General features: G+C 74.0%; 8 protein-coding genes. 7 read left to right on the forward strand and 1 reads right to left on the reverse strand.

Translation table 11 applies throughout. The annotated features are described in order from the left end of the window. Window positions 1-101: 101 nt before the first annotated feature. Window positions 102-1,157 carry an OmpA family protein gene (locus WMF46_RS18875; RefSeq protein ID WP_437986880.1) on the forward strand — a complete coding sequence of 352 codons (1,056 nt, stop codon included), beginning with the start codon at window positions 102-104 and terminating at the stop codon, window positions 1,155-1,157. Between the two features lie 27 nt (window positions 1,158-1,184). Here the strand turns inward: WMF46_RS18875 and WMF46_RS18880 are convergent, their stop codons facing one another. Continuing rightward, window positions 1,185-5,594 carry a hypothetical protein gene (locus WMF46_RS18880; protein WP_437986881.1) on the reverse strand — a complete coding sequence of 1,470 codons (4,410 nt, stop codon included), beginning with the start codon at window positions 5,592-5,594 and terminating at the stop codon, window positions 1,185-1,187. 149 nt (window positions 5,595-5,743) lie between these two features. Here WMF46_RS18880 and WMF46_RS18885 point away from each other — a divergent pair, with 149 nt between their 5' ends. The 6 genes from WMF46_RS18885 to WMF46_RS18910 all read left to right on the forward strand — a co-directional run bounded on the left by WMF46_RS18885 (window position 5,744) and on the right by WMF46_RS18910 (window position 14,849). Then, complete coding sequence (locus tag WMF46_RS18885) at window positions 5,744-6,022, forward strand: type II toxin-antitoxin system Phd/YefM family antitoxin (protein ID WP_437553645.1); 279 nt, start codon at window positions 5,744-5,746, stop codon at window positions 6,020-6,022. Further along, on the forward strand, window positions 6,019-6,396 hold the full coding sequence (locus WMF46_RS18890; RefSeq protein WP_437986882.1) for a hypothetical protein: 378 nt from the start codon (window positions 6,019-6,021) through the stop codon (window positions 6,394-6,396). Before WMF46_RS18885 ends, WMF46_RS18890 begins: the two co-directional genes overlap by 4 nt. Before the next feature lie 146 nt (window positions 6,397-6,542). Then, a complete protein-coding gene (locus WMF46_RS18895; protein WP_437986883.1) occupies window positions 6,543-8,987 on the forward strand; it encodes a peptide ABC transporter substrate-binding protein in 2,445 nt (814 codons plus the stop codon). A gap of 108 nt (window positions 8,988-9,095) precedes the next feature. Then, entirely contained in the window at window positions 9,096-10,112 is a 1,017-nt protein-coding gene (gene galE, locus WMF46_RS18900; protein ID WP_437986884.1) for a UDP-glucose 4-epimerase GalE, read from the forward strand. Between the two features lie 187 nt (window positions 10,113-10,299). Then, window positions 10,300-12,444 carry a peptide ABC transporter substrate-binding protein gene (locus WMF46_RS18905; RefSeq protein ID WP_437986885.1) on the forward strand — a complete coding sequence of 715 codons (2,145 nt, stop codon included), beginning with the start codon at window positions 10,300-10,302 and terminating at the stop codon, window positions 12,442-12,444. Then, window positions 12,441-14,849 (forward strand): glycoside hydrolase family 31 protein, encoded by a 2,409-nt coding sequence (locus WMF46_RS18910; RefSeq protein WP_437986886.1) that lies wholly within the window; start codon window positions 12,441-12,443, stop codon window positions 14,847-14,849. Before WMF46_RS18905 ends, WMF46_RS18910 begins: the two co-directional genes overlap by 4 nt. The last annotated feature ends 17 nt before the right edge of the window (window positions 14,850-14,866 follow it).

Raw genomic sequence — 14,866 nt, forward strand, 5'->3', positions numbered from 1 at the left:
TCGCAGTTTCCGGCGTAGTCGTCTAAACACGCTGGCGCTCGGCGCCATCAACGACGCCAAGGAGAGGAGCCCAGGAGATGCGAACGACGAGATGGCTTGGAATGGCATTCGCAGTGTCGCTGCTCGCGGCGAGCGCCGGCTGCGCGGTTGAGCCCCAGCAGCAGACCGCGAAGGCGCCGGCACCGCCGCCCGCGCCGCCGCCGCCTGCGCCGCCTGCGCCGCCCCCTGACGCGGACGCGGACGGGGTGCTCGACGACGGCGCTGACAAGTGCGTCGCCGAGAAAGAGGACGGCCTGCCGCCCGACGCCAAGGACGGCTGCAAGTCGACCGACCCGGACGGAGACGGCTTCGCGGCTGATGCCGACAAGTGCCCGACCGAGGCCGAGGTCAAGAACAACTACAAGGACGACGACGGTTGTCCGGACGTCCCGCGGGTCGCGCTGCTCGGCAACGAGGTGAAGCTCAACGAGAAGATCGCCTTTGCCGCTGGCAAGCCCGATATCGAGCCCGCGTCGCAGGAGCTCCTCGCGAACATCGCGCAGGTCCTCAAGGACCATCCGGAGATCCAGTTCGTCGAGGTCGCGGCCTATTCCGAGAAGCTCGCCAACGACGCCGCCTCCGTGACGCTCACGAAGAAGCGCGCTGAGGCGGTGGTGAAGGCGCTCACCGCGCTCGGTGTCGAGAAGAACCGCGTGCGGGCCGCCGGCTACGGGGCGCATTGCGCGACCGATCCGGGCGAGACCGAGGAGGCGAAGGAGAAGAACCGCCGCGTCGAGATCAAGATCATGCGGCTCGACGGCAAGGACACCGGCGTCGAGCTCGCCTGCGCCGCGGTCGCCGCCAAGGGCCTCAAGCCGGCCGGCGTGCCCGCGACAGCGCCGAAGGGCCCCGCGAAGGCCTCCGACCCGAAGCCGGTGGACCCGAAGGCCGCCGCCAAGCCCGCGGACGCGAAGCCCGCCGCCGCGCCTGCCGCACCGGCGCCGGCCGCCGCGCCGCCGGCTGCAGCGCAGCCCGCCGCCGCCGCGCCCGCTGCTGCGAAGCCCGCCGCGCCTGCCGCACCTGCCCCCGCTGCGGCGAAGCCCGCGGACACGAAGCCGGCCGCGGCGAAGCCTGCGGACACGAAGCCGGCCGAGACGAAGCCTGCCAGCGTGAAGTAGGCGCTCGGCGCCGCGCAAGCGGGCAGGCTAGCGAGCCTGTCCGCGCGCGGCGGCGAGCAGGTTCGTGAGCGCCTCGCGCGCGGCCTGTCGGCGCTGCGGCTCGGGCAGCGCGCCGGGGCGCAGGCGCTCGAGCTCGGCGCACAGCGCGGCGCGATCGCCGGCGAGAGGCGCGCCGCACGGCGCGTCGCGCGCGCCGTCTCCGGGGGCGGCGCGCGGCGCAGGGTCGCCAGCGAGCACGGCCGCCGCGGCCTCGATGAGGCGCGCGGTCGCCGCCGCGCCTTCGTCCTCGCCCCGGAAGCGACCCACGAAGTCGGGCTGCTTCGAGAGCCGCGAGAGGACGTCCCAGCGCTGCTCGCGCACGGCGAGCTCCGTCGCGAAGAGCACGACCTTCAGGTTGCGGCCGAGATCGGGGAGGGCGCGCGTCTCGCCGTCGAGCGCCATCAGGTCGTCGACGACGCTCGCGTCGAGCGCCGCGGCCGCGCAGCGCACCGCGACGCTGAGCAGATCCGCGCGCAACGCGGGGCCGAGCGAGGGAGCGCGGCCGAGCGCGCGCGCGGCGGCGAGCACGGCGGGGCCGCAGTGCCCCTCGCGCCGCTGCCGCGCCAGCATCACGCCGGCGTCGTAGAGCCGGCCGCTCTGCCGCAGCGCCTCCACGGCGGCCGTGAACGCGTCGGGGTCGTACGTCCCCCGCTCCGCCGCCGTGAGGAAGCCGTCGAGGCTGCGCAGGGCAGGGCACGCGGCCGCGCTGCCCGCGCGCGCCCGTCGCTGGAGGTGCGGCAGCTTGCCGAGGACGTCGGCGATGCGCAGCGAGAGCGCGAGCGGGTAGGCGTCGCAGGCGGGCTCCTCGTAGCCGCCGAGCTCGACCCTGGCCTCGGTGCACGCGAGCGGCCTGGCGACCGCGGCGAGCGAGCGCGCGGTCCTCGCGACGAGCGGGTCGAGCCCCTGGACCGCGGCGAGGCCGGCCGGGAGCGGATCGAGGACCGCCGCGACCGCGGCGTCGTTGGCGTCCGGCGGCAAGAGGCCGCGGACGAGCGTCCAGAGGTCGCCGGCGAGGAACGGGTGACCGGCCTCGGCCGCGAGCTGGGCGTCGATCGCGAGCAGCGCGCGGGCGTCCCGGCCCCAGGCGAGCGGCTGGTCCGGGCGCAGCGCCCGCCGCCCGAGCCGGAGGCCGAACGAGAGCGCGGCGATCGCCCGGCGCGCCGCCGCGGTGCCGCGCTCGGCGTCGCCCTCGAGGAAGTGGTAGGCGGCCGCGAGCGCCGCGGCGCTGACGTAGGCGCGCGCCGCGTCTTCGTCGCTCCGGGGCGAGCCCTCGGGCGCGAGCGCGGCGGCGAGGGAGCCCTCGGGCTCGCCGCGGGTGCGGAGCCCGAGGCCGAGCTGGAAGCTGTTCGCCCCTTCGAGGAGCCCTGCGCCGTACGAGACGTCGAAGCTGAGCGAGAAGACGCGGGTCGCGGTCTTCTCCTCGTAGCGGTAGGTCATGCGCGGCACGCGCAGGCCGCGGGCGTCGGCGGCGGCGAGGATGCGGTCGAGGGCGTCGCGCGCCTCGGCGCGCCGGCCGCCGGCGAAGTCGCGCACGGCGCCGACGAGGGCGAGCACGTCGCCGGTGTCCGCCGCCTGGCAGGCGTCGTCGGACGCTTTGCTCATGGTGGCAGCGTACGCCGACGGATCCGGGGCAATGCCGGCCCGGGCCTTCGCGATCTCGCCGAGGTACGAGAGCGCCCAGGCGACCCGGCTGCCGCTGTCGTTCGCGAGCGCGATGGCGTCCGGCGACGGCGGCCCGCCCAGCACGGCGGCGCCGAGGAGCGAGGCGAGCAGCGCGAGGTCGGCCTGGTCGCGCAGCCCGAGGGCGGAGAACGCGCGGGCGTAGCCGACGAACAGGCCCCGCAGATCGCCGCCGCCGTCGCGCGCGGCGGGGAGCGACGCGAGCGCGTCGAGCAGCGCGCCGCCGGCGGGGCCTCGTCCGACGCCGCCGCGCCGCGCCGGATCGTCGCGGAACGCGGCGGAGAGCCCGCGGAGCACCCGGCCGAGCGGGGCGCCGCTCCGCTCGGCGAAGCGCTCCGCGGTGGATGACTCGAGGAGCGCGCGGGCGAGCGCGTAGCCGCCGGTGAGCGCGTCGGCGAGGTCATGGTCGACCCAGCCGGAGAGGCCCGCGGCGACGGCGGCCTCGGCGTCTGCGGCAGGGAGGGTGAAGCGCGGCGGAGCGACGCGCGCCGGCGCGCCGGCGGCGCGCGGCGGCGCCGAGAGGAGATCGATGGCGTCGGAGAGGAGCGTCACGAGGAGCCGCGCCCGGCGCGCCCACGGGCCGTCGCCCTGCCTGTACCGCGGCGCGAGCAGGATCCGCCGGCGGACGTCGCCGAGGCGCGCGAGGGCGCGGCGGGCTTCGGGGCTCGGCCCGCGCCCGGCGGCGCAGGCGGCCCCGGCCGGCGGCGGCTTGCGCGAGCGCTCGGTGAGGAGCACGGCGAGGACGCCGTCGGCCAGCGCGGTGACGTCCTCGACGAGCTCGGGCGGGGGCGCCTCCGCGCCGTCGGCCGCGCCGGCGCCGGCGTCGGCATCGCGCGCCGCGAGCCCCGCGACGGCGCGCCGGAGCGCGTCGCGCGCCTGCCGGCGCTCCGGGGGGAGCCTGGCCGCGTCGGTCGCCTGCGGATCCAGCGCGCCGGCGGCGCCGAGCGCGGCGTAGCGGGAGAGGCTCGCGGCGAGCGCCGCGAGGCCGGGGTAGGGCAGCGCCGGGGCGGGCGCGAGCGCGCGCTCGATCTGCGCGGACGAGAACGCGAGATCCGGCGCCTGACCGGAGGCCAGCCGGTACAGCGCGTCGGCGGCGTAGAGGCCGGCGACGCCCCAGCCGGCCTGCTCGGTGAGCTCGCCGCGGAGCTTGGCGGTGAGCGCGCCCTGCAGGGCGAGGAAGTGCGGGGGCTGCACCTCGGGCGGGTACGCCATGCCCGCGAAGACGCCGGCGAGCGCCGCGCCGAGGACGGCCTCCGGGTCGTGCGCCTCGGCCATGCGGCGCTGCACGGCGATCTGCGTGAGGTCGACGATCGCGTCGCGGAGCGGCTCGTCGGCGAGCACCCCGGGGCTGTAGGCAAGCGGGATCAGCGCGAGCGCGCGGTAGCGGCGCGGCTCGGCCTCCGCGAGGGCGCGCAGCGCGGCGAGGTGCGCGAGGCCGAGCTCGGTGGCGCGGCGGTGGACGGCGCTGCCCGCCTGGCCTGCGGCGGGCGCGGGGCCGCGCTCGTGGAGCAGGCTGGGCGCGAGGGCCCACGTGGTGCTCGTCTGGTCGACGGCGCGGACGAGCGTCTCGTAGCGCGGCAGCCATGCGTCGAGCGGGAGGCGCCGTCCCGGCGACGCCGCGGCGCTCGCGGGCGCGGCGGGCGCGGCGGGTGCAGCGGCAGGATCGCCATGGGCGAGGGCGCCGGCGAGCGCCGCGGCGAACACGAGGTCGCGCGGGCCTTCCATGGGGGGCGCGACGTCCCGACCGCAGCCAGGGGCCTTGCCGAGCAGGTCGTCGAGCGCGGCGCGCCGATCCAGGGGCGCGGCCCGCAGCACGGCCGCGCCGCGGGCGCGCCACGCCGCGCGGCCGTCGCGGGCCGTGCGCACCCGGAGGAGGTCGCCGTAAGGCGTGTCGCCCGGCGCGGGCGGCGGGTCCAGCCGGGGGGCCGAGGGCGCGAAGGGAGCGTCGTCCTCGGCCTCCTCGAGCGCGACCCCGGCGGTCGCGAGCAGCTGCAGCGCGTAGCGGCCGCGCAGGACCGGCTCGTCGTTCGGGTCGCGCCCCTTCACCGCGGCCGCGAGGGCGTCGGCCGCGGTCGCGGCCTCGACGTAGCGGAAGCGGCCAGCGGCGCCGAAGGCGCGGCGGACGAGCGCGGCGAGCGCGATGTCGTCCGCGACCCGCGAGAGCGACGCGTCGCCGCGCGCGACCGGCGCGAGGCCGGCCATGAACGGCGCGAGCGGATCGGCCGGAAAGAGCTGGACGGCGCCGTGGCGGGCGCGCGCGTGGACGAGGTGCTCGTACCCGAGGGCCTCGCCGATCGCGAGGAGCAGCGCGTCCGCGCCCAGGGTCCCGGGGGGCGGCAGCGGCGCTGAACGAATCCATTTCGCCTCCGCCGCGGCCGTGGCCTCCGCGCCCGCCTCGACGATGACCGCGGCCCGCGGCTCGCGCGCGCCGCGCCGGGCGAGGTCGCGGAGCAAGAGCGCCCATGGGTCGTCGGCGTCCCGGGAGGCACGGGCCGCGATGTAGCCGAGGGCGAGGTCGCGCGGCGGCCGGCCCTCCGCGAGGGCCGCGGCGAGGGCGCGCTCACACGCGTCGAGGTGCGCAGGATCGCACTGCGCGGCCGCCGGGGGCGTGGCGCCCGGGGAGGCCGCGCCTCCGCAGCCGGCGGCGAGCAGCGCGACGAGCAGCGCGGAGCAGAGCGGGAGAGCGCGCGGCGAGGAGGACACGCGATCGTGCAGCATGGCGCGCGCGCGACCTTACACGAAGACCGCGGGATGGCCGCGATCGTCTCGCGGACGGAGGAGGTCGGCCGCTCCGCGCCCCGCCAGGTTGCGATGTCCCCGAGGATCCGTTACCAGATCGTTGCACCTCGACGCGACAGGGGCACCGCATGGCGATTTCTCCCGAGGACATCGTTCCGCTGAGCCAGGCGGAGGCCCGGCTCACGGAGCTCGCAGACGAGGTTCGCGCGGGTCACGAGAAGATCCTCACGCGGAACGGGGAGGGTTACATCGCCCTCGTCGACGCACGCAGGCTAGACCACTATCACCGCCTCGAACGCGAGCACATCCACCTCACGCTCCTGGAGGAGGCGGATCGGGGCCTCGACGATATCGAGGCCGGGCGGACGATGAGTGTGGAGGAGCTCCGCGCCAAGCACGGCCGATGAGCCGCCGCGCCACCGTTCGGGTCACCGAGAACTTCGAGCGGAACCTGGACGAGATCCGGCGGTTTCTGGAGGAGGCGGGGATCTCTTCCGCTTTCGGCGCGCTTCTGGATCTCGTCTTCGACGACGTGATCCCGAGCCTGGAAGTCTCGCCCCTGATAGGATTCGACTTCCTTGCGCGGGCGCCACACTCCGCAGAGGTCGAGGCGCGGATCCTGGCGCTGAAGCGCCGCCTCGGCTCCGACGCGTCGCTGCGGGAGTACATCGCCGGTGAGTACCTGTTGCTCTACGCGCTCAGCGGTGAGCGGATCCATCTCCTGGCCATCAAGCACCATCGCCAGCTCTCGTTCGATTTGCAGGCGCTCTGGCGCCGGTGATCGCACAGCGGTCGTCGATTCTCCTCGCTGTCGTCGATCGAACGTGCCGTCAGGGACAGGTGCCGCGGAGCCTTACCTCCGGTGCGGCGCCCGGACCGGGTAACCCCTGTCTTCCTGCCCCCGGAGCGCCGTGCTACGCGCGCGATATGCGACGGGCTTCGGAGCGACGAGGTGCCGGCGGCGCGGGGGGCGGCGGGAGCGCCGGTTGCGGGGCGCGCGGCGCCTCCGCGGCGCTCGGGCTCGCGATCCTCGCGCTCTCGGCGTGCAGCGAGGGCGAAGGCGGGTATGCCGGGACGACCGCGCGCGTCGGCAAGGACACAGAGACCATCTACATCAACAACGGCAGCGAGCCCGAGTACCTGGATCCAGGAAAATCCAACGACTCGGCGAGCTCCACGCTCGTGCAGCAGATGTTCGAGGGGCTGACGACCTACGGCGCCGGCGACCTCCGCCCGGTGCAGGGGGTCGCGACCCACTGGGAGCAGAGCGACGACAACCGGCTCTTCCGGTTTCACCTGCGGCCGGAGGCGCGCTGGTCCGACGGCAAGCCGGTCACGGCGCACGACTTCGAGTACGCGTGGAAGCGCGTGCTGCGCCCCTCCACGGCGTCGCTCGCCGCGACGAACCTCTACGTCCTCAAGAACGGCGAGCTGTTCAGCCTCGGCAAGCTCAAGGCGCTGCGCGAGGCCGCGCCGCTCCGCGCGGCCCCCCGGCCCGACGCGCCATCCGCGCTCGATCTGCCGAAGGGGGCGTTCGTCGTGGTGCTGGCGCGCTCGCCAATCCAGGTGGACACCGCGATCGCGCCCCTCGCGGCGCTGCCGGAGGGCTCCGCCGCCGTGACCTTCGCGAAGGGCGACGCGAAGGGCGGCGCGAGCGATCGGCTCTCGTTCGGCGCGGCCGGAGGCGGCGCGACAGGGGGCGACGCGGCCGCTGGCGGCGCGGCGCCGCTCGGCTCGGCGCCCGGCGGCGGCTGGCAGGGCGCCGTCGTCGACATCGTTCGCGTGGGCCCGCCGTGCAAATGCAACGGCGCCGCCGACCGGTGGTTCGAGATCGAGCGGGGCGGCGCGCGCGGCTTCCTCCCGGGCTGCGCGCTCGTCCCCCCCGCGGGCAACGCCGGCAACCCGGGCAAGGAGAGCGCGGGCGCCGCGCCCCGGTCGGAGGCGTACGCCGTCGTCACGCCGCACACGAGCCTCCCCACGTACGACGCCGCGGCGCCGCCCTCCGGCAGCGCCGCGCAGGGCGAGCCCCCCGTGGGCTTCGTGCCCGACGCGCTCCTCGTGGAGGACGACGGCGCTGTCGGCGTCCGGGCGAGCGACGACCATACGCTCGACGTGCAGCTGGAACAGCCCACGCCCTACTTCACCGATCTCACGAGCTACGTGACGCTCTTCCCCGTGCGCAAGGACGTGATCGAGGCGTTCGAGAAGCGCGGCGAGCCCGAGCTCTGGTTCCGCCCCGAGAACATCGTGGTCAACGGCCCTTACACGCTCGATGAGTGGAAGTTCCGTTACGAGATCACGATGAAGCGGAATCCGATGTACTGGAACCGCGACAAGCTGAAGATCCACCGCGTCGTGTGGCTGGAGGTCGAGCTCTACAATGCGACGATGAACATCTACAAGGCGGGAGATCTCGACTACCTGGGCGACAACACCTCGCTCCCTGCCGAGCACATGGACTGGCTGTCGACCAAGCGGGATTTTCAGCGGTATCCGTACCTCTCCATCTACTGGTTCGAGTTCAACACGAAGAAGCCGCCGGTCGACGACGCCCGCGTCCGCTGGGCGCTCAACCTCGCTGTCGACAAGCGGCAGATCGTCGAGAAGGTCACGCGGGCGGGGCAGACGCCGGCCACGCACTACGTCCCGGACTACACCGGATCGGGCTACGACGAGGCGGTCGCCGAGGACAGGAAGCTCGGGGTCGATCCGTTCTCGTCGCCGGAGGTCGCGTTCAACCCGGAGCGCGCCCGCGCGATGCTCGCCGAGGCAGGGTACGAGGTCGTCCAGGAGGGCGACGGGTACCGGGCGAAGAACTTCCCGGCGCTCGAGCTCCTCTACAACACGAGCGAGGGCCACAAGCAGATCGCTGTCGCGGTCCAGGACATGTGGAAGCGCCACCTCGGCGTCTCGGTCACGCTGCGGAACGAGGAGTGGAAGGTGATGCTCAAGAACGTGCGCGACGGGCACTACCAGGTCGTGCGGTTCGGCTGGATCGGCGAGTACAACCACCCGGCGACGTGGCTCGGCACGCTGCTCTCGTACAGCCCGCAGAACCGGACGGGATGGGCCGACCAGGAGTTCGACGATCTGATGCGCGCCGCCGCGGCGACGGCCGATCCGAAGGAGAGCATCCGGGCGTTCCGCAAGGCGGAGAAGCGGGCCCTCGACCGCATGCCCAAGCTGCCGCTCTACTTCTACACGAAGTCGACGCTTGTGAAGCCGTGGGTCAAGGGGTTCAAGGGCAACTCGCGCGGCGTGCAGCTCGTGAAGTGGCTGTGGAACGACCCGAGCTGGCGCGACAACCCGTCGAACGAGACCGCGTTTCCGGAGCTCGAGTTCCCCGCGCCGGGGCGGCTGGGCGCGCCCTGACGGCGCCGCTGGGCCGGCCGGCCGCGCCCTGAGGTCCCCGTTGACGCGCCGGCCTGTGCCGTGGCCTCATCGACGAGAGCGCGGCATAGACCCTCTCGGGAGAACGACATGAGCAAGACGATCCTGGTCACCGGAGGCGCGGGCTACATCGGCTCGCACACCTGCGTGGAGCTCCTCCACGCGGGCTACCGGGTGGTGATCCTCGACAACCTCTGCAACAGCCGCAAGGCGGCGGTGGAGCGGGTAGAGCGGATCGCCGGGAAGCAGGTGACGTTCATCCAGGGCGATATCCGCGACGCGGCGCTCCTGGATCGGCTGCTCGCCGAGCACCCGATCGACGCGACCATCCACTTCGCGGGGCTGAAGGCCGTCGGCGAGTCGGTCGAGAAGCCGCTCTCGTACTACGAGAACAACGTCGCGGGGACCGTGTGCCTGCTCAAGGCGCTCGACGCGCGGGGCGCGCGGAAGCTGGTGTTCAGCTCGTCCGCCACCGTGTACGGCGATCCCGAGCGCGTGCCGCTCGACGAGGGGAGCCGGCTCGGGCCGACCAACCCCTACGGGCAGTCCAAGTTCATGGTGGAGCAGATCCTGCGCGACGTGGCGGCCACCGGGGGCTGGTCGCTCGGGTCGCTGCGCTACTTCAACCCCGTGGGCGCCCACGAGAGCGGGCTCATCGGGGAGGATCCGAACGGGATCCCGAACAACCTGACGCCGTTCATCACGCAGGTCCTCGTGGGGCGGCGCGACAAGCTCCGGGTGTTCGGGGGCGACTGGCCGACGCCGGACGGCACGGGCGTGCGCGACTACATTCACGTGGTCGACCTCGCGCTCGGGCACCTCGCCGCGCTGAACCGCATCTTCACCGTCGGCGACAGCTTCACCGTCAACCTCGGCACCGGGCGGGGACACTCGGTGCTGGAGATGGTGGCCGCGTTCGAGAAGGTCAGCGGGAGGCGCGTCGCCCACGAGATCGTGCCGCGCCGCCCCGGGGACGTCGCCTCGGTGTACGCGGATCCCGCGCGCGCGATCGAGCTGATCGGCTGGCGCGCGGAGCGCGATCTCGAGACCATGTGCCGCGACAGCTGGCGCTGGCAAGAGCAGAACCCGAAGGGGTTCGCCGATTAGGGCCGCGGATCTGAGGCGCGATAGAGCGCTCCTGCTCGCGGCCCTCTCGTGCGCGCTCGCGGCCTGCGCGGGCGAGACCGAGGGCTACGTCGGGACGACGTCGCGCGTCGGCAAGGACGTCACGACGTTCTACGTCAACAACGGCGAAGAGCCGGAGTACCTCGATCCCGGCAAGGCCGTGGACTCCGTGAGCATCACGCTGCTCCACCAGATGTTCGAGGGGCTGACCAGCTACGCGCCCGGCGATCTCCACGCGACGCAAGGGGTCGCGGCGCGCTGGGAGCGGAGCGACGACAACCGGTTCTTCCGGTTCCACCTGCGGCCGGAGGCGCGCTGGTCGGACGGCAAGCCGGTGACGGCGCACGACTTCGAGTACGCGTGGAAGCGCGTGCTGCGCCCGTCGACGGCCTCGCTCGCCGCGACGAACCTGCATGTCCTCAAGAACGGCGAGCTCTTCAACCTGGGCAAGCTCAAGGCGCTGCGCGAGGGCGCGACGCTGCGCCGCGCGCCTCGTCCCGACGCGCCGCCCGCGCTCGATCTGCCCAAGGGGGCGTTCGTCGTCGTGCTCGGCCAGTCGCCCGCCCGGGTGACGTCGGCGGTGGCGCCCCTGCCGGCGCCGCCCACCGGGGTGACCTCGGTGACGTACGCCGAGCCCGACGAGGCGACCGGCGCCGGCGAGCGGCTCTCGTTCGACGCTGCGGGCGCGACCCCGCCGCCCGCGCCGCGCGACGCCACCCCGGGCGGCGGGTGGCGGGGCGCCGAGGTCGCGCTCCTCGCGGCCGGGCCGCCGGTCGCCTGCAATGGCGCGGCCGACCGCTGGTTCGAGATCGAGGGACCAGCGGGCCGCGGCTTCCTCCCGGGCTGCCTGCTCGCGCCCGTGGAGGCCGCCGCGTACGCGCTGGTCGCGCCCCACGCGAGCCTCCCGACGTATGATGCCGCCGCGGCCCCAGGCGCTCGCGCCGCGCCGCCTTCGGGCTCCGGAGGGGCGACCGGGTTCGTCGCCACGTCTTCGCTCGTGGAGGACGACACCGCCGTGGGCGTGCGGGCCCGCGACGACCTGACCCTCGACGTCGAGCTCGAGCAGCCGGCGCCGTACTTCACCGATCTCACGAGCTTCGTCACCCTGTTCCCGGTGCGCCGCGACGTCGTCGAGCCGTTCGAGGCGCGGGGCGAGCCGGAGCTCTGGTTTCGCCCCGAGAACATGGTGGTCAACGGACCGTATCGGCTCGACGAGTGGAAGTTCCGGTACGAGATCACGATGAACCGGAACCCGGCGTACTGGGGCCACGACGCGCTCAGGATCCACCGGATCGTCTGGATGGAGATCGCCCAGTACAACGCCACTCTGCAGCTCTACAAGGCGGGGGACATCGACTACCTGGGAGACAACTGCGAGCTCCCGTACGACCACCGCAGCTGGCTGTCCGGGAAGAAGGATCTCCGGCGCAGCGAGTTCCTCTCCACGGTGTATTACGAGCTCAACACGAGGAAGCCGCCGGTCGACGATCCGCGCGTCCGGTGGGCGCTCAACCTCGCGATCGACAAGCGGGAGCTCGTCGAGAAGATCACGCAGCTCGGGAAGCCGGCGACCCACTACGTGCCCGACATCACCGGATCCGGCTATGCCGAGCAGGCGGCGGAGGACAGGGCGCGCGGCGTGGATCCGTTCTCGAGCCCCGAGGTCGGCCACGACCCGGCGCGCGCCCGCGCGCTGCTCGCCGAGGCCGGGTACGAGGTCGTCCGCGAGGGAGACGAGCTGCGGGCGAAGGGGTTTCCGCCGCTCGAGATCCTCTACAACACGGGGGAGGGGCACGCGCAGGTCGCCGTGGCCATCCAGGACATGTGGAAGCGCCACCTCGGGGTCTCCGCGACGCTGCGGAGCGAGGAGTGGCGGGTGATGCTCAAGGACCTCCGCGACGGCAATTTCCAGGTGATCCGGCTGGGCTGGCTGGCCGACTACAACCATCCGCAGACGTGGCTCGGGACGTTCCTGTCGCAGAGCCCCCAGAACCGGACCGGCTGGGCAGACGCGGAGTTCGACAAGGCGGTCGGCGAGGCGGCCGCGACGGCCGATCCCAGGGACAGCATCCGGCGCTTCCGCGCGGCCGAGCGGCGGGCGCTCGACGGGATGAGCAGGATACCGCTCTACTTCGAGGAGAAGCCGACCCTGGTGAAGCCGTGGGTGAGGGGCTTCATCCCCAACGCGCGGAACACGCAGCTCATCAAATGGCTCTGGATCGACCCGGACTGGCAGAAGCAGAAGGAGGGGCCGGCCGGAGAGCCGCCGCCCGTGCTGGAGTTTCCGCCGCCGGGGCGGCTCGGGGGGTCATGACGGGCGCGCACAGCCTCCTCACCGACGCCTCGATCGGCGCGGCGCACGTGCTCCTCTGGGGCGCCCGCGCCGCGGTCGAGATCCGCTGTCCAGGCCCCGGCGTGCTGCGCGTGCGCCACGCCCCCTCGTCCGCGGTGACCAGCTTCACGCACCCCGATCTGCCCCCCAAACACTCCTTCGCCGTGGTGGCAGACGGCGCGCTGCCGCTCTCCGCGCGACGCGAGGGGGACACGCTCCACGTGAGCGCCGAGGGCGCCTCTCTCGAGATCTCGCTCGCCGCGGGCACATGGATCTTCAGCGACGCCGCGGGCAGCGCCCTCGCGCGCAGCGAGGCCGTCTCGGGGCAGGTCCGGCCGGCGTTCCCCGTCGACGAGCTCCGGTCCAGGCTCTCGCTCGCGGCGCCGCCGGGCGAGGCCTACCTCGGGTTCGGCGAGAAGGTCGGCCCGCTCGACAAGCGCGGCCTGCGATTCACCTTCTGGAACACCGACGCTTTCCCGCCGCACGTGGAGTCCGACCCGCTCTACGCCTCGATCCCTTTCTTCATCGCCCTCCGCGGCGGGGTGGCCTGGGGCCTCTTCCTCGACGAGCCGTGGCGCTCGGAGGTCGATATCGCCCTGAACGACCCGACCCGCATCGAATGGGAGTCGCGGGGCCCCGAGCTCGACGTCTACCTCCTGGCCGGCCCGCACCCGGCCGACGTCCTCGGGCGCTACGCCGCGCTCACCGGTCGCCCGGCCATGCCGCCCCTCTGGAGCCTCGGGGCGCACCAGTCGCGCTGGGGCTACGAGACCGAGGACGACGTGCGCGGCGTCGTCCGCGGCTACCGATCGCGCGGCCTCCCCCTCGACGTTGTCCACCTCGATATCGATTACATGGATGCTTATCGGGTCTGGACCTGGGACCGCTCGCGCTTCCCCGACCCGGCGCGGCTCACGCGCGAGCTCGCGGCCGAGGGCATCAAGCTGGTGACGATCGTCGACCCGGGGATCAAGGCCGACGAGGGATATGCCGTCTACGAGGAGGCGAGAGCGCGAGACTACCTCGTCCGGCTGCCTCGCGGCGGCCCCCTCGTGGGAGAGGTCTGGCCCGATCCGGCGGTCTTTCCCGATCTCACGCGCGAGGAGGTGCAGCGCTGGTGGGGTGATCTGCAAAAGCCGTTCGTCGACGCGGGCATCGCCGGCATCTGGAACGACATGAACGAGCCGGCGTGCTTCTCCGTCCGCCCCGACAGGGGCCTGCCGGCGCCGAGCGGCGGGCGCGCCGCGGGCCTCGGCGCCATCGAGGGCAGCACGCTCCCCGACGACGCGCGCCACGGCGCCCGGCGTCACCTCGAGGTCCACAACGTCTATGGACTCGGCATGTCGCGGGCCGCCCACGAGGGCCTCGCGCGCCACGCGCCGGAGCGGCGCCCCTTCGTGCTGACGCGCGCCGCCTTCGCCGGCATCCAGCGGTACGCCGCGGTGTGGACGGGCGACTTCGCCAGCAACTTCACCCACCTGGAAGCGTCCATCCCGATGCTGATCGGCCTCGGCCTCTCGGGCGTGCCGTTCGTGGGCGCGGACATCCCGGGCTTCACGGGGCGCGCGAACGGCGAGCTGCTCGTGCGCTGGATGCAGGCGGGGCTGTTCTATCCGCTGATGCGCAACCACGCGGCGAGGGGCAGGCCGGCGCAGGAGCCCTGGCGCTTCGGCGAGCCGTACCTCGGCCTCGCGCGCGCGGCGCTCGAGCGGCGCTACCGGCTCCTGCCGACCCTGTACACGCTCATGCACGAGGCGACGGAGACGGGGATACCGGTCCTCCGGCCGCTGTCCTTCGCGGCGCCGGGCGACCGAGAGGCGCTCCACGCGTTCGATCAGCTCCTGTTCGGCGGCGATCTGCTCGTGGCGCCGGTGGTGCGGCCAGGGCAGTCGAAGCGGCTCGTGTACCTGCCCGCCGGCGCATGGATGGACTTCGCGAACCTGGAGCGCGCGGGGAGCGTGGACCAGGGCGGGCGCCACGTGATCGCCGATGCGCCGCTCGGGGTGGTCCCCGTGTGGCTGCGCGCCGGAGGCGCGGTGGCGCTCACCGCGCCTCGGATGCACACGACGAGCGCGAGCTGGGAGGAGATCACATGGCACGTCCACGCGGCGGAGCGCGTGAGCGGCCGCCTCTATGAGGACGAGGGCGACGGCCACGGCGCGTCGCGCGTCACGCGGATCGAGGGCGGCCTCGACGGCGCCACGTTCGCGCTCGAGCGCAGCGCGACGGGCGATCTGCCGCTCGCGCGCGAGGTGGAGACGATCCGCGTCCACGGCGTGCCGGCGCCGCGCTCCGTGGTCGGGGCCAGGTCGCACCGCGCGATCGACGGGGGCGTCGAGATCGAGGTCGCGGCCGACTGGCAGCGGATCGAGCTCCAAATGTCCTGATCGCGACGGCGGCGCGC

The organism is Sorangium sp. So ce117 (assembly GCF_051524395.1).
GTDB lineage: Bacteria > Myxococcota_A > Polyangia > Polyangiales > Polyangiaceae > Sorangium > Sorangium cellulosum_B.

Coding starts and splice junctions, on each gene's coding strand:
- WMF46_RS18875 (WP_437986880.1), top strand. CDS start 102: ATGGCATTCGCAGTGTCGCTGCTCGCGGCGAGCGCCGGCTGCGCGGTT.
- WMF46_RS18890 (WP_437986882.1), top strand. CDS start 6,019: ATGAGCCGCCGCGCCACCGTTCGGGTCACCGAGAACTTCGAGCGGAAC.
- WMF46_RS18885 (WP_437553645.1), top strand. CDS start 5,744: ATGGCGATTTCTCCCGAGGACATCGTTCCGCTGAGCCAGGCGGAGGCC.
- galE (WP_437986884.1), top strand. CDS start 9,096: ATGAGCAAGACGATCCTGGTCACCGGAGGCGCGGGCTACATCGGCTCG.
- WMF46_RS18880 (WP_437986881.1), bottom strand. CDS start 5,594: ATGCTGCACGATCGCGTGTCCTCCTCGCCGCGCGCTCTCCCGCTCTGC.
- WMF46_RS18910 (WP_437986886.1), top strand. CDS start 12,441: ATGACGGGCGCGCACAGCCTCCTCACCGACGCCTCGATCGGCGCGGCG.
- WMF46_RS18895 (WP_437986883.1), top strand. CDS start 6,543: ATGCGACGGGCTTCGGAGCGACGAGGTGCCGGCGGCGCGGGGGGCGGC.